This window comes from Oleidesulfovibrio vietnamensis, from assembly GCF_055388115.1.
The window spans coordinates 2,036,003-2,052,718 of sequence record NZ_AP042419.1 but is presented as its reverse complement, the minus strand read 5'-3'; the positions used below and the strand labels follow the sequence as shown (position 1 = coordinate 2,052,718).

At 54.6% G+C, this 16,716-nt stretch carries 19 protein-coding genes and 3 tRNA genes; 12 read left to right on the top strand and 10 right to left on the bottom strand.

Translation table 11 applies throughout. The features are described from left to right. Window positions 1-135: 135 nt before the first annotated feature. Complete coding sequence (gene tadA, locus ACZ5D1_RS09310) at window positions 136-633, bottom strand: tRNA adenosine(34) deaminase TadA (protein ID WP_464554686.1); 498 nt, start codon at window positions 631-633, stop codon at window positions 136-138. A gap of 7 nt (window positions 634-640) precedes the next feature. Beyond that, the gene (locus tag ACZ5D1_RS09305) at window positions 641-1,297 is read right to left on the bottom strand and encodes an LOG family protein (RefSeq protein ID WP_011367707.1); all 657 of its coding nucleotides are present in this window, start codon (window positions 1,295-1,297) and stop codon (window positions 641-643) included. Between the two features lie 128 nt (window positions 1,298-1,425). Here ACZ5D1_RS09305 and ACZ5D1_RS09300 point away from each other — a divergent pair, with 128 nt between their 5' ends. The 7 genes from ACZ5D1_RS09300 to ACZ5D1_RS09270 all read left to right on the top strand — a co-directional run bounded on the left by ACZ5D1_RS09300 (window position 1,426) and on the right by ACZ5D1_RS09270 (window position 8,454). Continuing rightward, entirely contained in the window at window positions 1,426-3,033 is a 1,608-nt protein-coding gene (locus ACZ5D1_RS09300) for an MBL fold metallo-hydrolase RNA specificity domain-containing protein (RefSeq protein WP_464554685.1), read from the top strand. A 13-nt stretch (window positions 3,034-3,046) separates the two neighbouring features. Next, window positions 3,047-3,616: a 16S rRNA (guanine(966)-N(2))-methyltransferase RsmD gene (gene rsmD, locus ACZ5D1_RS09295; RefSeq protein WP_011367709.1), complete on the top strand. Its 570-nt coding sequence runs from the start codon at window positions 3,047-3,049 to the stop codon at window positions 3,614-3,616. Further along, window positions 3,592-4,104, top strand: coding sequence for a pantetheine-phosphate adenylyltransferase (gene coaD, locus ACZ5D1_RS09290; protein WP_011367710.1), 513 nt, complete (start codon window positions 3,592-3,594; stop codon window positions 4,102-4,104). The genes rsmD and coaD overlap by 25 nt, the downstream gene beginning before the upstream one ends. 5 nt (window positions 4,105-4,109) lie before the next feature. Beyond that, window positions 4,110-5,042, top strand: coding sequence for a tRNA (adenosine(37)-N6)-dimethylallyltransferase MiaA (miaA, locus tag ACZ5D1_RS09285; protein ID WP_464554684.1), 933 nt, complete (start codon window positions 4,110-4,112; stop codon window positions 5,040-5,042). Beyond that, a complete protein-coding gene (locus tag ACZ5D1_RS09280; RefSeq protein ID WP_464554682.1) occupies window positions 5,042-6,622 on the top strand; it encodes a SpoIID/LytB domain-containing protein in 1,581 nt (526 codons plus the stop codon). Before miaA ends, ACZ5D1_RS09280 begins: the two co-directional genes overlap by 1 nt. 31 nt (window positions 6,623-6,653) lie before the next feature. Continuing rightward, window positions 6,654-7,820 carry a murein transglycosylase domain-containing protein gene (locus ACZ5D1_RS09275; protein ID WP_273192583.1) on the top strand — a complete coding sequence of 389 codons (1,167 nt, stop codon included), beginning with the start codon at window positions 6,654-6,656 and terminating at the stop codon, window positions 7,818-7,820. A gap of 121 nt (window positions 7,821-7,941) precedes the next feature. Beyond that, the gene (locus ACZ5D1_RS09270) at window positions 7,942-8,454 is read left to right on the top strand and encodes an OmpH family outer membrane protein (protein WP_011367714.1); all 513 of its coding nucleotides are present in this window, start codon (window positions 7,942-7,944) and stop codon (window positions 8,452-8,454) included. A 195-nt stretch (window positions 8,455-8,649) separates the two neighbouring features. Here ACZ5D1_RS09270 and ACZ5D1_RS09265 read toward each other — a convergent pair. The 4 genes from ACZ5D1_RS09265 to ACZ5D1_RS09250 form a co-directional block, all read right to left on the bottom strand. After that, a tRNA-Arg gene (locus ACZ5D1_RS09265) sits at window positions 8,650-8,726 on the bottom strand. A 27-nt stretch (window positions 8,727-8,753) separates the two neighbouring features. Then, window positions 8,754-8,830, bottom strand: a tRNA-Arg gene (locus ACZ5D1_RS09260). A 21-nt stretch (window positions 8,831-8,851) separates the two neighbouring features. Then, window positions 8,852-8,928: transfer RNA gene (locus tag ACZ5D1_RS09255), tRNA-Arg, on the bottom strand. A gap of 85 nt (window positions 8,929-9,013) precedes the next feature. Beyond that, entirely contained in the window at window positions 9,014-9,469 is a 456-nt protein-coding gene (locus ACZ5D1_RS09250) for a pyridoxamine 5'-phosphate oxidase family protein (protein WP_011367715.1), read from the bottom strand. A 27-nt stretch (window positions 9,470-9,496) separates the two neighbouring features. Here ACZ5D1_RS09250 and ACZ5D1_RS09245 point away from each other — a divergent pair, with 27 nt between their 5' ends. Next, window positions 9,497-10,183 carry a phosphoadenosine phosphosulfate reductase family protein gene (locus ACZ5D1_RS09245; RefSeq protein WP_273192588.1) on the top strand — a complete coding sequence of 229 codons (687 nt, stop codon included), beginning with the start codon at window positions 9,497-9,499 and terminating at the stop codon, window positions 10,181-10,183. Window positions 10,184-10,253: 70 nt separating this feature from the next. Here the strand turns inward: ACZ5D1_RS09245 and ACZ5D1_RS09240 are convergent, their stop codons facing one another. After that, entirely contained in the window at window positions 10,254-10,466 is a 213-nt protein-coding gene (locus ACZ5D1_RS09240) for a dual CXXC motif small (seleno)protein (protein ID WP_011367717.1), read from the bottom strand. Between the two features lie 184 nt (window positions 10,467-10,650). Here ACZ5D1_RS09240 and ACZ5D1_RS09235 point away from each other — a divergent pair, with 184 nt between their 5' ends. From ACZ5D1_RS09235 to ACZ5D1_RS09220, 4 genes are read left to right on the top strand one after another with little or no spacing between them, the layout of a single operon-like run. After that, window positions 10,651-11,160 carry a ferritin gene (locus ACZ5D1_RS09235; RefSeq protein ID WP_011367718.1) on the top strand — a complete coding sequence of 170 codons (510 nt, stop codon included), beginning with the start codon at window positions 10,651-10,653 and terminating at the stop codon, window positions 11,158-11,160. A gap of 57 nt (window positions 11,161-11,217) precedes the next feature. Beyond that, complete coding sequence (locus ACZ5D1_RS09230) at window positions 11,218-12,912, top strand: 2-oxoacid:acceptor oxidoreductase subunit alpha (RefSeq protein WP_011367719.1); 1,695 nt, start codon at window positions 11,218-11,220, stop codon at window positions 12,910-12,912. Window positions 12,913-12,915: 3 nt separating this feature from the next. Continuing rightward, window positions 12,916-13,767: a 2-oxoacid:ferredoxin oxidoreductase subunit beta gene (locus ACZ5D1_RS09225; RefSeq protein ID WP_011367720.1), complete on the top strand. Its 852-nt coding sequence runs from the start codon at window positions 12,916-12,918 to the stop codon at window positions 13,765-13,767. A 9-nt stretch (window positions 13,768-13,776) separates the two neighbouring features. Continuing rightward, the gene (locus ACZ5D1_RS09220; RefSeq protein ID WP_011367721.1) at window positions 13,777-14,124 is read left to right on the top strand and encodes a DsrE family protein; all 348 of its coding nucleotides are present in this window, start codon (window positions 13,777-13,779) and stop codon (window positions 14,122-14,124) included. Window positions 14,125-14,170: 46 nt separating this feature from the next. Here the strand turns inward: ACZ5D1_RS09220 and ACZ5D1_RS09215 are convergent, their stop codons facing one another. The 3 genes from ACZ5D1_RS09215 to dapA form a co-directional block, all read right to left on the bottom strand. Then, window positions 14,171-14,587, bottom strand: a complete 417-nt coding sequence (locus ACZ5D1_RS09215) for a hypothetical protein (RefSeq protein WP_464554680.1) — start codon at window positions 14,585-14,587, stop codon at window positions 14,171-14,173. 61 nt (window positions 14,588-14,648) lie between these two features. Then, window positions 14,649-15,632 (bottom strand): class II fructose-bisphosphatase, encoded by a 984-nt coding sequence (glpX, locus tag ACZ5D1_RS09210; protein WP_011367723.1) that lies wholly within the window; start codon window positions 15,630-15,632, stop codon window positions 14,649-14,651. 192 nt (window positions 15,633-15,824) lie between these two features. Further along, window positions 15,825-16,703: a 4-hydroxy-tetrahydrodipicolinate synthase gene (dapA, locus tag ACZ5D1_RS09205; RefSeq protein WP_011367724.1), complete on the bottom strand. Its 879-nt coding sequence runs from the start codon at window positions 16,701-16,703 to the stop codon at window positions 15,825-15,827. Window positions 16,704-16,716 lie beyond the last annotated feature (13 nt).

Sequence of the window (16,716 nt, the reverse complement as noted above, 5' to 3'; positions counted from 1 at the left end):
ACGTTTTTATGCGTGCGAATGACAAAAATCGCGAAGCCCGTGCCGCGCACAGGCAGACATCACCGGCAAAAGCGCCTGCGCTGCACCCGCTGTGCAGAACAGCAAACCGGCGGCATAAAACCGGCAGACGGCCTGTCACTGTCTTTTTTCTTTAAAAAACTCTGCAAGAAGCCGCGAGCATTCAGCTTCGCACACACCGCTCATATACCACGGCCTGTGGTTGTGAAAAGGCAGCTCCAACCCGTCCAGGCAGGAATCCACCGCTCCGGCACGCTTGTCCGATGCCCCGTAAACCACTCCTGCAAGTCGGGCGTGAATGATGGCGCCTGTGCACATGTGGCAAGGCTCAAGCGTCACGACCAGTACGGCATCGTCCAGCCGGTAGTTGCCCGTATGGATGCACGCCTGACGTATGGCAAGGATTTCCGCGTGCGCCGTGGGGTCACAGGTGGCAATGGGCCTGTTGCGTCCGGAGCCGAGCAATGCTCCGTCCGGTGCGACCACCACGGCACCCACGGGCACTTCCCCGTGCAGCTGCGCCAGCACAGCCTGTTCCAGAGCCAGCTCCATCAGTGCCTCCCAGCTTTTCCAGCCGGAAGGCACAGGAGGAATGATCTGCATCTTCTGCTTCATGCCGTTGTCAGATAATGACATGTCGCTTGATGTAGGCGAGCACCTCTTCCGGTGTATCCTTGACCGTAATAAGATCAAGCTCTTCTTCTCTTATAAATCCTTCAGACACCATTTTGTCCCGAATCCAGTCCAGCAGGCCGTTCCAGTAACTGCTGTTGTACAGAATGATCGGAAAGGCCTTGATCCGCTTGGTCTGGGTAAGCACAAAAGCCTCTGTCAGTTCGTCAAGCGTACCTATGCCTCCGGGCATGACCACATAGGCCATGGCGTACTTGATGAACATGAGCTTGCGTACAAAAAAGTATTTAAAATCGCAGCGTGTCTTTATGTACTGATTTGAATTTTGTTCAAACGGCAGATGAATGTGCAGCCCCACAGACTTGCCGCCCGCTTCGGTGGCGCCTTTGTTGCCCGCTTCCATCAGACCGGGCCCGCCGCCGGTGATAACGCCGTATCCTTCTTCAACAAGCAGACGTGCCAGTTTTTCCGTTTCCTGATAGAGCGGGCTGGAGGGATCAACCCGCGCAGAACCGAAAATAGAGACGCAGTTATCAAGGTCGTTCAGGGTCTCAAACCCGTCCACCAGTTCGGCCATTATCTTGAACAACCGCCATGATTCCTTGGTAGAAAGAGTGTCTATAACATATTGTTTGGACTGACTCATTATTATCTCCTTATGTTGTGCCGACTATAGTCTGTTATTGCAGCCCGCGCAATCGGCTGAAATTACTTGCGCTCGTTCCGCTCTGTGTTCAATATGTCAGTACGCCATTTTAACCCAGAGGTTCTCGTATGAAAGTTCAATTTCTCGGCGCAGCCCGTACTGTCACTGGTTCATGTTATGTGGTCGAATCCGGTGGTGTCCGCTTTGCAGTTGATTGCGGCATGCATCAGGGAAACCACGAAATAGAAAAAAGAAACTACGAGACAGATGTATACTCGCCTGAAACGATAGATTTTTTTCTGATAACTCACGCTCATATAGACCACACCGGCCTGTTGCCGCGCATGGTGCGCGACGGTTTTACGGGGCCGGTATATTGTACCGAACCTACCAGAGACCTTCTTGAGATCATGCTGCAGGACAGCGCCAATATACAGGAAATGGAAGCGGAATGGCAGACCCGCAAGCAAAAACGTAAAGGGCGCAAACCGGTAGACCCGCTGTACACCTTTGCAGATGCAGCGCGGGTTTCACGATTTTTCGAGAATGTAGAGTATAACCGGCCTTTTTCTCCTGTGGAAGGGGTTACGGTGACATATAAAGACGCAGGCCATATTCTGGGTTCCGCGTTTCTTGAAATTGAAGTTTGTGAACACGGGCGCTGCTCGCGGTTGATTTTTTCCGGCGACCTTGGCAAACCCAACTCGCTCATAGTGCGCGACCCCGAAGCTGCTGCCGCAGCGGATTATCTGTTTGTGGAGTCAACATATGGTGACAGAAACCATAAAGATGAGAGCAACAGCAGGCAGGAGCTGGCAGAAGCCATAGCATACAGCTACCGGCAGGGTGAAAAGGTCATCATACCCGCCTTTGCGGTTGAGAGAACACAGGAAGTCCTGTACACCCTGTTCCTGCTGCAGAAAGAGGGGCGTATGCCGGTGGATATGCCCATTTTCCTTGATAGCCCTCTTGCCATCCGTGCCACTGAGATATTCCGCAAGCATCCGCGCTTCTTTGATGAAGAAATGCAGAAGTTGCTGCTTTCCGGAGAAGACCCGTTTGCCATGCCCAGCCTGCGGCTGACAACAAAAACGCAGGAATCTCAGGCCATCAACAATTACACGGGACCGGCCGTTATCATTTCAGCCAGCGGCATGTGCAACGCCGGTCGCATCAAGCACCACCTCAGGCACAACATCTGGCGTCCCGGTGCAAGCATTGTCTTTGTGGGGTATCAGGCAGTGGGAACCCCCGGCCGCAGAATTGTGGACGGTGCCCGCAGTATCCGTCTCTTCGGCGAAGAGATTGCCATACAGGCAAAAGTCTTTACCATAGGCGGTTTTTCGGGGCATGCGGGGCAAAGCCAGATACTGGACTGGGTGGGAAAATTTACCACCAAAGAGATGAAAGTGTTTCTTGTGCATGGTGAAGAGAAAGCCCAGCAAGCACTTAAGGCCATACTGGAAGAGAAATATGAGTTGTCTGTTCACAGTCCGGGATATCTGGAAGAAATAGAGCTGGAACCGGGGGAGGCTGTTGTCACCACCGGCGACCCGCAGCGCTATCAGCCGCAGCTTAACTGGGATTTTCTGCTTTCGGAAACAGAGGCACGCATGATGCAGCTGCGCGCCCGCAAAGGCGACATCGAACATGCCGACTGGGCGCAGCAGGTTGAAATACGTGACCGTCTGCTTGAATTAAACAACGAAATGCTTGGTATTCTTTCCGAGCTGTAACCAGAAAAATACTATGAAAATAATAAGCGGAGAGTACGGCGGACGTACTCTGAAAACAACAGTCGGCCCCGGTTACCGGCCAGCCATGGCAAAAGTACGCAAGGCCCTTTTCTCCATGCTGGAGGCACGGGGAGTGCACTGGTCAGAATGCCGGGTGCTGGATCTTTTTGCCGGAAGCGGCAGCTGCGGATTTGAAGCCTTAAGTCGCGGGGCGGCTGAAGGGTGGTTTGTGGAAAGCAATCCTGCGGCGGTCAAGGTTATCCGCAGCAATGCGGAGCTGCTGAAAGTGGAAGCCGCCCGCTGGCAGGTATTTCATGAAGATGTGAGCAAGTTCCTGAGGGTTGCCCCTGCGCGCGCCTTTGATGTTGTCTTCATCGACCCGCCTTATGGCAAAAACTTTGTTTCTCCGGCGGCCACCGCTCTGCTGCGCAACCGCTGGCTTGCTCCTGAAGCCATGATCGTGGCGGAAGCTGAGGCCGCAGTATCAGAACTGCCGGAAGTCGACAGCCGTCTTGAACTTCTGGTCAACAGAACTTACGGACAGACAAGGATTCTCATATGGGGTCAACTGACGGAAAAATAGCCATATATCCCGGAACGTTTGATCCGCTGACTAATGGACATGCCAGCCTGATACAACGTGGCTGCCAGATTTTCGATCATATCGTGGTCGCAGTGGCCAATGATACACCCAAAACTCCGCTTTTCACCATTGATGAGCGTGTCCAGATGGCTCAGGAAGCGCTGGAAGGCGTGGGCAGCATTACAGTGGAACCTTTTTCCGGCCTGCTGGTTGACTATGCGGAAAGAAGAGGTGCGGGGGTCATATTGCGCGGTCTCAGGGCTGTCTCCGACTTTGAATATGAGTTTCAGCTGGCTTTAATGAACCGCAAAATGAAACGGCATATCCAGACAGTCTTTCTGATGACCGACTATAAGTGGCTTTACATCAGTTCCACCATTATCAAGGCTGCGGCCAGTCTGGGCGGAGATATCAAAGGACTTGTTCCGGACAATGTCTACCGCAGACTGCGTGAAAAATACGGCTACCCTTATCCGCTTAACGGGTAGTGCGCATGTCAGAGGCTTCCGTGATTCCTGTAGTATGTATTGTCGGCCCTACCGGCGCGGGTAAGACTGCCGCGTCACTGCATCTTGCCGCCGTGTTCGACGGCGCGGTAATTAACTGCGACTCACGGCAGGTGTACAAAGATTTTCCTGTCATCACTGCCCAGCCTACGCTTGAGGAGCAGGCATCCTGTCCGCACCATCTGTATGGATTCATGGGCATACAGGAAAAGATGAGTGCCGGTGTTTTTCTTGATCTGGCCCGCCGGATCATCAAAGAAGAGCACGCACACGGCAGGCTTCCTCTGCTTGTGGGAGGAACAGGCCTGTATCTGCGTGCGCTGCTCGACGGCATAGCCGCCATACCCGACATTCCCGAAACGGTATCGCAGAAATGGCAGGAGAGATGTACAGCCCGCGGGGCGCCGGCACTGCACAGGCTGCTTGAAACGCAGGACCCGCAGACAGCAGAGCGGCTTCACCCCAATGACAGCCAGAGGATAGTGCGTGCGCTGGAAGTACAGGAGGCCACAGGCAGACCACTTTCATGGTGGCATGCCCAGCCTGTTCCTCCGTCGCCGTATCGTGCTGTAAAAATAGGGGTCAGCGCAACGCTGGACGGACTGACACCGCGTCTTGCAAAGCGCATCGAAATGATGCTTGCAGCCGGGGCACTTGATGAAGCCCGGAACGCCATGGGTATATGTGACAATCCCCGCGCTCCCGGTTGGTCGGGAATCGGTTGTGCCGAATTGTATTCTTATATCAAGGGAGCGGTCAGCCTTGATGAATGCAAGCGCCTGTGGTTGCACAACACACGGCAATATGCCAAGCGCCAGCTTACCTGGTTCCGCAGAGAACCGAATCTGCACTGGCTGGACGGTACGGATATGGCGGCCATGGAACGGCTGGTACACTCTGTGGCAGGCAGCACCGGCTGATGGGCATCTGTCTGCGTTTTCTGCTGTCCGGAGTTATTCTGCTTTTTGCCTGCTCCCTTTTGCCGCTCAAAGCTTCGGCAGCAGCCGCTCAGGGAAGTTTTGATCCTGCTCCGCTGCGCGCACAGGCCGTCAATCTGTATCAGCAGGGCAAAATTCTTGAAAGTCTTGAGCTATGGCACGCCATCTACCGTCTGGGTGACTCAGCGGCCGTCAGGTCGGAAGCGCTTGTCATGCTGGGCGATATCAACGCCATGTTTCTGGACCGCAAAGACAGAGCCATCGATCTTTACGAAAAAGGCATCGCCCTTGGCGGTCTGCCTCATGTCATTGCAAGGGCATGGTACAATCTGGCCATGCTCCGGTACGACAGGGGAGAGTACACCGCTGCCCGTCTGGCCTTTGAAGGCTATCTGAAGCGTTTTCCCAACGGTCCCAAGGCCGGAGGAAGCCGCCACATGCTCACCCGCCTGCAAAAGCATTCCTTTGCCGGTAAAGCCGATGTTCCTCCTGCGGAAATCACCCCCCGCCCCATACCGCGCAGAGAGCCCAATATCAGGGTTGCCCTGAAGCATGCCTCTGAAATCATAGTCACTCCTCCTTCCGGCACGGTGGCCGGTTATGAAGGCAGAAGAGCCAGAGTCATGGCCGGAAAGCTGCGCATAACAGTACAGGGAGACGATATATGCCTCAACGGCCGTCCCATGGGGGCTTCCGTCAGCCTGCTGGCACGCGGCGGCACCTTTGCCATGGGCGATGCCCGTTATGCCGGCAGCATGAGCTTTCATGTGCGCGAAGGAAAGGTGCTGGCAGTGAACACATTACCGCTGGAGCGGTATCTGGAAGGCGTTGTTCCGTGCGAAATGCCTGACTCTTTCAGGCCGCAGGCACTCCGTGCTCAGGCAGTGGCAGCGCGAACGCATGCCCTGTACATGCTTTTGCGCAGCAGCGAACGCCCATATGACGTATGGTCAACAACTGCATCACAGGTGTACGGAGGCGTCATTTCCGGCGGGCGGCAGGCTGCGGAAGCTGTCAAAGCCACAAGAGGACGCATCCTTGTATATAACGGGGCAATCGCGCTGGCCTTTTATCATTCTCACAGCGGCGGTGTGCTGGAAGATGATTCTGCCGTCTGGGATGTTGACATGCCGTACTATAGAGTGCAGGCAGACCCTGTAAGCAACAGCATAAAAGATATGCAGTGGAGCTGCAGCCTCCCTCTGAGTGAATTGGCAATGCTGCTGCGCAGCAGAGGGTACCCCGTAAGGCAGGTCAGCGGTGTGGCTGTATCGCAGCGTTCTGCTTCCGGCAGGGTGCTCAGGGTGCGTATGGCCACAGACGGTGGCAATATTGAGATGAATTCCAATCCGTTCAGATTGCTGGTGGGTGCCACAAAGATGAAAAGCACACTATGCAGTATCGGCATAAGCGGTAAGACAATTCTTTTCAGGGGAAGAGGGTACGGACACGGAGTGGGGATGAGCCAGTGGGGTGCGGAAGGCATGGCCCGGAAAGGGGCCGCTTATGAAGCAATTCTCAGGCAATACTATCCGCATACCACCGTGAGAGCTTTGTACTGATGACGCAGCTTCGGCACGACAGGTGAAAATAATGAAAAAAATGGCATTGCCGCTGCTTTGCGCAACGCTGCTTTGCGCATGCACCCCCGGCGAGGCGGTACGCATGGCCCGCGTGGCCGCATCAGGAGACATGGCCGGAGCCGCGGCACTGGCCCGTGACAAGGGTATCCGCTATGCCATGAATCCGGCACAGCTGGAGGCTGACCTCAAACAGCTTGCCCGCCGCCTGCAGGAATTCAGAGACGCCGTGGCAGGCAAATGGGGCAAGGATGAAACCAGAGAGGCCGGTCCCAAAGAATATGTCAAATACACACAGAATTATCTGTCGCGTGCCAGCGTTGATTTTGACAAAGGCGTTGTGACTGTGGAGACTGTTGACGACAAATCACCAGAAAAGAGCCTGCACAGTGCCATTGTAACCACGCTGCTGACCCCCGCCGATCCGCGCGCTGTGGATATGTATTCCGCCGGTGAAGTTCGTCTGGGCGAGGAACCTTTTCTATACAATGAGGTGGTAGACTACCACGGCAAGCCCATACGTTGGGCATGGCGTGCCGAGCGCTACGCCAGCGATCTCATCCGGCGGGCAAGGACCATGCGGCAGGTCACAGTGGACGGAAAACGGGTTACTGTACACAGTGTCTCGTTTGCCATGGTCAAAGACCATCTGCATATCCGGGCGCGCAAGTTTCGTGAGCCTGTCCGGCGGTTTGCCCGTGAGTACGGAATAAGCCCCAATCTGGTATACGCCGTCATGAAAACGGAAAGTGACTTCAACCCCTTTGCGGTCAGCCATGCTCCCGCTTACGGACTTATGCAGGTTGTGCCTTCCACCGCGGGAAGCGACGTGTATACAATGCTTAACGGCAGGAAGGGTTCCCCGACGCCGGAGCAGCTTTTTGATCCCGAGATCAATATCCGCTACGGCACGGCGTATCTTTTCATTCTCAATAACAGGTACCTTTCCGACATCCGCCATCCGGTATCCCGCGAATACTGCATGATTGCCGCTTACAACGGCGGCGCAGGAGCCGTGTTGCGCAGCTTCCACGAAAACAGGCGGACTGCCGCAGAAATCATCAACTCACTTTCGCCCGATGAAGTGTATGACAGGCTGCAAAAGCGGCTTCCGTCCATGGAAACCCGCAGATATCTGTGGAAAGTGGGGCAAGCGCGCAAAGAGTTTGTTGCACTCTGACAGACAAAGCCATTGCCGCACCGGAACGGAAAATGTAGTGTCGCCAATGTCTGTTTTTGTATACCGGCCTGTGCGCGATTGCCGCAGGCATCATAATTATCAACGTTAACTGGAGTTTTTGATGAAAAAACGTGCTGTTTTATTTTTGACGGTTATGAGCATGCTGGTTCTGGCCGGCTGTAACCAGCCTGCTAAAAATACCCCCGTTGTGGGTGTTGTGGACATGACCCGTGTCTACGAAGAATCCACAGCCGCAAAGGCCGGACAGGAATATCTTGAAAATCTGGCAGCCGACGCCAGAAAAGAATTTGAAGGCATGCAGGCAGAAATGCAGAATGCTCAGGGAAATGAAGAAGCCACGCAGAAAATGCATGCCTCCATCACCGACCTGCGCAACAGAATCAATGCCGCCCAGCAGCGCGTCATGGTTGCGCTGGATGAAAATCTTAAAAGCGTGATGCAGAAGTACAGAGCCGAAAAAGGCTACGCCGTGCTCATGCATAAGGAAGGAGTCATTTCCTACGACGATAGCGTAGACGTGACTTCGGACATCATCAGTGAAATGAATAAGCTCAGTGTCACTTTTGAGGAAACCAACTCCACCGGCGACGCACCGGCACCGGATACCAAATAACACGCTGTAAACACGAAGATCTGAAAAGACCGCCGGAATACCGGCGGTCTTTTTTTACGCGGATGATCAGAATATTCTGCAATGAATTGCCGGCGGCATCTGCTTTTTTTCGGGATGGGCAGGGCAGGGCCGCTGATTTTTGTGAAAAGTGAATCAAGGACATAAAAAAACCCCGGAAACCGGGGTTTTGTAAGCTGGCGCGCCCGAAAGGATTCGAACCTCCGACCGCATGGTTCGTAGCCATGTGCTCTATCCAACTGAGCTACGGGCGCAGCAAAAATAAAAAGTATGTCAAAAAATGGCGCGCCCGAAAGGATTCGAACCTCCGACCGCATGGTTCGTAGCCATGTGCTCTATCCAACTGAGCTACGGGCGCAGCAAAAATAAAAATCTGAAGTGGCGCGCCCGAAAGGATTCGAACCTCCGACCGCATGGTTCGTAGCCATGTGCTCTATCCAACTGAGCTACGGGCGCGCAATACGTTTCAGGCACTGTTCATTGTGCTGAACAGAAATTCCCGCAACGTGGAAGTGCCTTATATGTGTGACGCCCGAAGACGTCAAGCGGTTTTTTGGGATAGTTCGATTTTTTCTGTAAAGGCAGTCCGGACATCCGTCAGCAGCGTCATTTCAGACACATCAAGCCGGACGACAGCACATGACGGCGTTTCCAGCAATTGACGCAAGGGAGCATGGCTTGCGGCAAGCAGGCCGGCAGCTTTGCGCCGTTCTGCGCAGGGCAGGTCAATAACAGCCTGTGCAGCCAGAGTAAGTGCATACGGGCCGTTTCCGGCTGTGTCTCTGTTATCCACAAGAATACTGACCACCGGGTTGGCCCGCATGTTTTCATACTTGCGACTGTTCTTGCCTGTGGCAACATATAGCGATACACCCTCACCGGTAACAACATACGACATCAGTGAGCAATGGGGCACCACAGCCCCTGCCGTGGCAGCGGCTGTGGCCAGTACGCACAGCCCGTGACTTCCCAGCATCGACAGCATTGTATTCAGCATAATGCCTCAACTTTTTCGGACAGACGGATGATACAGCTTTCACAAAAAACAGCCTACGCGCGATCACTGCTCGAAACAATCATCAGCAACGGCACTCCGCCGTCATCTGTCGTGGTGGCATGGACAGGCGGAAAAGATTCAACCGTGGTTCTTGACCTGTGGCGCAATGTGCTGCGCGATGCGGGCATAAGTGCTCCGCCGCGGGTGCTCAGCCTTGACACAGGCTGCAAATTTCCCGAGGTGACAACCTTTCGGGACAAACTGGCAGCCAGCTGGCAGCTGGATATGCACATAGTCACCCCGCCAGCTGACAACACCGGCTATCCTGTGGCCGCAAACGTGGTGGACTGCTGCCGCCGCCTGAAAGTCCTCCCCTTGCAGCATGCCGTTGAAAGCCTGAACGTAAGCATTCTGCTGACAGGCATACGCCGAGACGAACACCCCGCAAGAGCTTCATCGGGGCATGCGGAAAAGGTTATTTCACCACCTCATCAGCGCCTGCATCCCATTTTTGATTTCAACGAGATGGATGTGTGGGCATATACTTTCGAGCGTCAGCTGCCGTACTGCCCCTTGTATGATGAGGGCTACCGCTCACTTGGCTGCAAACCCTGCACAAGCCCGCCCACGAATACATCCGGGCATGAGCGGCAGGGCAGAAACGCTGTTAAAGAGCAGAATATGCAGACGTTACGCAGTCTCGGCTACTTTTAACGCAATCATGCAGTCCGCACCACATAAAACAGCCGGGCCGTGATGTATCACGGCCCGGCTGTTTTTCCTGTCACACTCTGTCACAGAAGACATTTTCCATAAAGCTTTCAAGCGCTTCATCCATTTCGTCAATGTGTTCCTGCACCTGTGTGACCTTGTTGCAGGCAGTACACCGCAGATAGACATCATGGCAGGTGCGCTCAGCACGCAACGTGCCGCCGCATTCACGGCAGACAATGGTTGTCTGTGCCTGCCGCGCACGGCTGTAGGATGTTCCCCACATGACCCGGCCCCCTTGATTGAGTTAGCTGTATAGCAACGCTCTCATAGCGTAAGGAATCATCGCTGGCAACTATGAAATCAAGGATAGTCCTTGCAGATTTCCTTCTGTCATGTATGATGGAAGATAGTGCAACATGCCGATTACTTTTATGAACATCAAAGCCGGTATAACATCGGGAGAAAACATGCTTAGTCAGACAATGGAAAAAGCCTTTAATGATCAGGTCAAGTGGGAGCTGTATTCAAGCTATCTGTACCTGTCCATGTCGTCATACTGCAACAACCTCGGACTGGCGGGTTTTGCAAACTGGATGCGGATGCAGGCTCAGGAAGAGTTGTTCCATGCCATGAAGTTTTATGATTACATCATGGAACGGGGCGGAAGAGCCATCATGCAGCCCATTGACGCACCGCCCAGCGAGTGGGGCGGGCCTCTCGACGTATTTGAAAAGGTGCTGGAGCATGAAAAGCATGTCACCGGCCTTATCCATACGCTTGCCGATCTTGCTCTGGACGAACGCGACCATGCCGGTTCGATTTTCCTGCAGTGGTTTATTTCGGAGCAAGTGGAAGAAGAAGCCACAGTGGCAGATCTGGTACATAAGCTGCGGCTTATAGGCGGTGAAGGTCAGGGCCTGCTGATGCTTGATAAAGAGCTTTCGGCCCGAGTCTTCACCCCGCCTGCGCAGGCTTAGCGGCGTTGCCCGGGCGTCTGGAAAAACGCCCCTGTCCACCAACACAAGGAGCTTCACGTGGAAACGAAAGACAAGCATATCGTCATAGGCGGCGAGGCCGGTCAGGGCCTTGTCACCATAGGACAGATGCTGACCAAGGCTCTGGCCCGCAGCGGCTATGAAGTGCTTGTGGCCCAGCATTACATGTCCCGCGTGCGCGGGGGACACAATACATACCGAATCAGAACCGGCAACGGTGAGATTGTTTCACCTGTGGACGGCATTGACATTCTTGTGGCGCTTGATCAGGAAACCGTTTCCCGCCACAAAGCCAACATGACAGAGTCCGGCATTGTCATTCTGGATGAAACGCTTGACCCTGAAGGACTCAAGGCTGTCAGGGTCCCCTTCAAAGAGCTTGCTCCCCGACCCATTTATCAGAACATTGCCGGACTGGCAGTGGTGGCAGAACTGCTGGGCATCGGGCAGGAAGTGCTGCAGAAGCTGATCCGCAACACGTTCCGGCGTAAAGGTGATGAGGTGGTTACACAGAACCTCACTGTGCTGGACGAAGCATGCCGCTGGACAGAAGCACATAAATCAAGCTGCACACCTCTGCCGCCTGCCGAAGGCGATTCCGACAGGATGGTAATTCACGGCAACGAAGCCATTGCGCTCGGGGCATTGGCCGCTGGTGTCAAATGCTGCTTCTTTTATCCCATGACACCGGCCACCTCTGTAGCGCAGAACCTCATTACATATGCTGAACGCATGCAGCTGATCGTGGAGCAGGCCGAGGACGAAATAGCTGCGCTGAACATGGGGCTGGGGTCAGTCTACGCCGGAGCGAAAACCCTTGTGCCCACATCGGGCGGCGGTTTTGCTCTTATGACCGAAGCCGTCAGTCTGGCCGGTGTGATGGAATCGCCCATCGTCATCGTGCTGGCACAGCGCCCCGGCCCTGCCACTGGGCTTCCCACCAGAACAGAACAGGCCGACCTCAATCTGGCACTCTATGCAGGGCATGGCGAATTTCCTCGCGCGATTTACGCTCCTGCAACGGTGGAAGACTGCTTTGAACTGACCTACCGTTCTTTCGATGTGACAGAACGTTTCCAAACTCCTGTATTTGTTCTTACGGATCAGTATCTTGCAGATTCTTACAGAGCCGTGCACAAGTTTGACCTTGCGGCGCTTGCTCCTGTGGCCGAACCCGATACCGGCAGCGAAGGAGACCGCAGCTACAAACGGTATGCGTTCACCGAAGACGGAGTTTCGCCCCGCAAACTGCCCGGGTTCAGCGAAGCGCTTGTGCTTGCCGACTGTCACGAGCATACCGAGGACGGTCACATAACAGAGTCCATGGATGTCCGCGTGGCCATGAATGACAAAAGAATGCGCAAGGAGCAGGGAATGCGGGCTGAAACGCTCGCTCCGCGTTATTTCGGCGATGAGGGAGCCTCCCGCATACTCGTATGCTGGGGCAGTACCGAAGGCCCCGCCCGCGAAGCTGCTGCGCGGATGCGCCGTAAGGGAGCCAGGGTCGGCGTGCTCAGCTTTACACAGGTATGGCCCCTTGCCCCGGAGAGCTTTATGCCGCTTCTTGAAAATGCTGAAGAAGTTATCGGAATAGAAGGGAACGCCACGGCACAGTTCATGAAACTGATCCGGCAGGAAACCGGTTTTAAAGTGCACCGTACTGTGCTGCGCTATGACGGCAGACCGTTTACCCCCCGGTATATCCTGCAGAACCTCGGAGAAGAGGAGGGCTGATCCATGATTGATATAAAGGAATACGGCGAATATACCACCTCGTGGTGCCCCGGATGCGGAAACCACGACGTATTGAAAGCGCTTAAGCAGACTCTTTCGGAACTTGATCTTGCTCCGCGAGATGTTGCTCATGTTTCGGGTATAGGCCAGGCTGCCAAAGCTCCGCATTATATCAGCCTGAACGGGTTCAACGGACTGCACGGGAGAGGGTTGCCCTCGGCACAGGCCGTAAAGCTGGCCAACCCGGCCCTGACTGTCATTGCCGAAAGCGGCGACGGCTGCAACTACGGTGAGGGCGGAAACCATTTTCTTGCCGCGATCAGAAGAAATGTGGACCTGACTCTTCTGGCACATGACAACCAGATTTACGGTCTGACCAAAGGGCAGGCCAGCCCCACCACCATGGAAGGACACGTCACGAAATCACAGCCCGGAGGGGTTTACAACTCCCCCTTCAATCCGGTGGCCGTGGCCATCGGTATGAAATGCAGCTTTGTGGCGCGTGCTTTTTCAGGCAACGTACCTCACCTTGTCTCCGTCATGAAGCAGGCCATCAGACATAAAGGGTTTGCGCTGGTCGATATTTTTTCGCCCTGCATTTCCTTTAACAAAGTAAATACATTCGGATGGTATAAACAACGCTGTTATGAACTGCCGGCAGACTACGACCCCACCGACTGGCATGGGGCAATGGAAAAGGCGCAGGAGTTCGGCGAACGCATCCCCATTGGCGTGCTGTACAAAAATCCGCGTCCCACCCTTGATAGCCGGTACGACTTTCTGCAGAAAGGCCCCCTGTGCAAGCAGCCGGTCGACCACGGAACACTGGACACCATCATGGACGGATACCTGTAAGGAGCGGTCATGAAAAAAGTCGTTCTGTTTCCGTTTAACGGAGAAGAAATGTGTTTCATTCACGTTTTGCTGAATGCCGGAGACATGAAACGCAAAGGGTATGACGTGCGGCTGGTTGTAGAGGGGGCGGCGGTGGCGCTGCTTCCGCGGCTGGCCAATCCGGAACACCCCATGCACCAGCTGTTTGCCCGCGTTGCGGAAAGCGGAATCCTGTATGGAGCCTGCAAGGCCTGTTCTGCCAAGCTGGGAGTAGCCGATGCCGTTATCGCGGCAGGCATCACTCTGGTGGGCGAAATGGGAGGGCATCCGGCCATGTCTGACTGGATTGACGAAGGATTTCAGGTGATAACGTTTTGATTTCCGGACACATGAACTGAAAAAGGGCACCTCGCGGTGCCCTTTTTCAGTTCGGCATAAGTGTTCTGATGAGATCCAGCTCTGCATCGGACACAACAGGCATATCCGGCGGACGGTTGTCGCCGGTTACCTGACTGCCGTGCCTGAGAACCGTGCGCCCTGCAAAGACATGGGTCATGACATAAAAGAAGCGTTCAGGAGCCCACCCCGTGTTCTCGCGCAGATAAGCTTCTGCCTGCGGGCTCCATACAAAAGAAGGCTCACCGGCGTCAGTCACCACCGGAGAGGAGGTGTCCTTGCTATTAACGGCCCATTCTCTGAATGCCGGAAAATCCTTTAAAAACTGCTGCAGTTCCTGCTGTGTGAATTCCGGTTGATCATGGAAATTCTGCTCAGCAGCCGATGCCTGACTGCACATGAATATGAGCAGCAGGGCGGAAAATATGGCGGCGACGCGCGGCATGGCGGCTCCTTGAAGGGAATTAATGAAAAAAAGGCCGGCCCGAAGGCCGGCCACAGACTGCTTAATCGTATTTCACCGAGCTGATTTTCATCAGCTTGTCCCAGTTATTGATGGACTCGATGTAGCGCAGGGTACCTGTACGTCCGCGTATGACCATGGAATGGGTCACGGCACCGGTACCTGTGTACTGCACCCCTTTAAGGAAGGTACCGCCGGATATACCGGTGGCGGAGAAAAAGACTTCGTCACTGCGCACAAGAGTATCCACAGTGTGGATTTCACGCAGGTCAATGCCGGCTTCAAGGATAGCCTCTTTTTCCACATATGACTGAGGATCAAGGCGGGCAAACATTTCACCGCCGATACCTTTGATGGCACAGGCTGCAAGAACTCCTTCGGGAGTGCCGCCGGTACCCATCATGACGTCAACTTCAGAACGGGGGTCCACAGCCATAAGGGCACCCGACACGTCGCCGTCGGTATGCAGCTGTATACGTGCCCCGGCTGCGCGCACCTGCTCAATCAGGCTGGCATGGCGGGGTTTGTCCAGCACAAAGACCACAAGGTCATCAACGTCCTTATCAAGGGCCTTGGCAATCTTGTGCAGGTTTTCAGCCACAGGCGCATCAAGATCAACAACATTTTTCGCGGCACCGGGCACCACAAGCTTCTGCATGTAAAAGCTGGGACCCGGATTATACATGGTGCCTGCAGGAGCCACCCCGATGACGGAAATTGCATTAGGACGGCCATATGCCAGCAGCTTGGTCCCCTCAACCGGATCAACCGCCACGTCCAGAGCAGGACCGTTGCCGGCACCGACTTTTTCTCCGTTGAACAGCATCGGAGCATTATCCTTTTCACCTTCGCCGATGACAACCACGCCGGAAATATTCAGCGAGTTGAAGCAGAGCCGCATGGCGTCCACAGCAGCCTGATCACCTGCATCCTGATTTCCTTTGCCGAGCCAGCGCGCAGAAGCAAGCGCAGCGGCTTCCGTTACGCGTACGAGGTCAAGAGCAAGGTTTTTTTGAGGGGCTTCCATTACCTGTTTCCTCCGTCAGAAAAGAAAGAGTATTGCACTCAGTACAGAATGTTTATGAGATAGTGTCGCAAGCGATATTCCGGAGTCCGGATACGGCTGACAAGCTTAGCGCAGCCATGCCGCAGCTTCAAGCGGAAAAGGAACCTTCCGCGCGGGACGGCGGACGTGCCGGTGCACGCCCGCCGGACATTATCAGACCAGCCCTGCCAGTGACAGAATGCCGCGCAGGTACTTTTCGTTCTGCGGCTGCATGGGCACCAGCGGCAGGCGCAGTTCAAGGGAAAGCCTGCCCATCATGGACAGTGCCGTTTTTACCGGAATGGGGTTTGTTTCACAGAACATGGCCCGGGAAAGCGGTGAAAGCTCATGATGCAGTGTTTTAGCTCTGGCAAGGTCGCCCCCGGCAAACGCTTTGCAGAGGCCTGACATTTTAGCAGGCACAATATTCGATACAACGGAGATAACACCGCATCCCCCCACGGAAAGCAGAGGCAGCACTGTAAAGTCGTCGCCGGACAACACCTGAAAATCAGGGCCGCAGAACTCGATAATCTCGGAAACCTGCTTCAGGTTGGCTGAAGCCTCTTTGATGCCGACAACTTCCGGCACATCGCGTTTAACGCGTGCCACTGTTTCCGACGTCATGTTCACGCCTGTCCTGCCGGGAACATTATACATGATATACGGCATGGAAACTTCGGCGGCGATAGCCTTGAAGTGCTGGTAAAGCCCTTCCTGAGTGGGTTTGTTGTAATACGGCGTGATAAGCAGGGCACCGTCGGCCCCTGCGTCTTTGGCAAACTGGGCCAGCCCGCAGGCTTCTTTGGTGCTGTTGGAGCCGGCACCGGCCAGCACGGGAACACGGCCCTTGACCTGATCAATGCAGATACGGATGACATCACGGTGTTCTTCATGAGACAACGTCGCCGACTCACCGGTTGTGCCGCAGGGGACAAGACCGTTGATGCCCTGTTCTATCTGCCATTCAATGAGGTTGCGGTAAGCCTCCTCGTCAATATGGCCGTTTTTGAGGGGGGTGACGATGGCGGTCAGTGCTCCGGAAAACTGCATACGCTTCTCCTGT

What these genes read in the sequence shown, in the direction of transcription:
- ACZ5D1_RS09245 (WP_273192588.1), top strand. Translation starts at nt 9,497, where the DNA reads ATGATACAGCTTTCACAAAAAACAGCCTACGCGCGATCACTGCTCGAA.
- miaA (WP_464554684.1), top strand. Translation starts at nt 4,110, where the DNA reads ATGTCAGAGGCTTCCGTGATTCCTGTAGTATGTATTGTCGGCCCTACC.
- ACZ5D1_RS09220 (WP_011367721.1), top strand. Translation starts at nt 13,777, where the DNA reads ATGAAAAAAGTCGTTCTGTTTCCGTTTAACGGAGAAGAAATGTGTTTC.
- coaD (WP_011367710.1), top strand. Translation starts at nt 3,592, where the DNA reads ATGGGGTCAACTGACGGAAAAATAGCCATATATCCCGGAACGTTTGAT.
- ACZ5D1_RS09270 (WP_011367714.1), top strand. Translation starts at nt 7,942, where the DNA reads ATGAAAAAACGTGCTGTTTTATTTTTGACGGTTATGAGCATGCTGGTT.
- ACZ5D1_RS09215 (WP_464554680.1), bottom strand. Translation starts at nt 14,587, where the DNA reads ATGCCGCGCGTCGCCGCCATATTTTCCGCCCTGCTGCTCATATTCATG.
- ACZ5D1_RS09225 (WP_011367720.1), top strand. Translation starts at nt 12,916, where the DNA reads ATGATTGATATAAAGGAATACGGCGAATATACCACCTCGTGGTGCCCC.
- ACZ5D1_RS09300 (WP_464554685.1), top strand. Translation starts at nt 1,426, where the DNA reads ATGAAAGTTCAATTTCTCGGCGCAGCCCGTACTGTCACTGGTTCATGT.
- glpX (WP_011367723.1), bottom strand. Translation starts at nt 15,632, where the DNA reads ATGGAAGCCCCTCAAAAAAACCTTGCTCTTGACCTCGTACGCGTAACG.
- tadA (WP_464554686.1), bottom strand. Translation starts at nt 633, where the DNA reads ATGAAGCAGAAGATGCAGATCATTCCTCCTGTGCCTTCCGGCTGGAAA.
- rsmD (WP_011367709.1), top strand. Translation starts at nt 3,047, where the DNA reads ATGAAAATAATAAGCGGAGAGTACGGCGGACGTACTCTGAAAACAACA.
- ACZ5D1_RS09275 (WP_273192583.1), top strand. Translation starts at nt 6,654, where the DNA reads ATGAAAAAAATGGCATTGCCGCTGCTTTGCGCAACGCTGCTTTGCGCA.
- ACZ5D1_RS09235 (WP_011367718.1), top strand. Translation starts at nt 10,651, where the DNA reads ATGCTTAGTCAGACAATGGAAAAAGCCTTTAATGATCAGGTCAAGTGG.
- ACZ5D1_RS09240 (WP_011367717.1), bottom strand. Translation starts at nt 10,466, where the DNA reads ATGTGGGGAACATCCTACAGCCGTGCGCGGCAGGCACAGACAACCATT.
- ACZ5D1_RS09250 (WP_011367715.1), bottom strand. Translation starts at nt 9,469, where the DNA reads ATGCTGAATACAATGCTGTCGATGCTGGGAAGTCACGGGCTGTGCGTA.
- ACZ5D1_RS09280 (WP_464554682.1), top strand. Translation starts at nt 5,042, where the DNA reads ATGGGCATCTGTCTGCGTTTTCTGCTGTCCGGAGTTATTCTGCTTTTT.
- ACZ5D1_RS09305 (WP_011367707.1), bottom strand. Translation starts at nt 1,297, where the DNA reads ATGAGTCAGTCCAAACAATATGTTATAGACACTCTTTCTACCAAGGAA.
- dapA (WP_011367724.1), bottom strand. Translation starts at nt 16,703, where the DNA reads ATGCAGTTTTCCGGAGCACTGACCGCCATCGTCACCCCCCTCAAAAAC.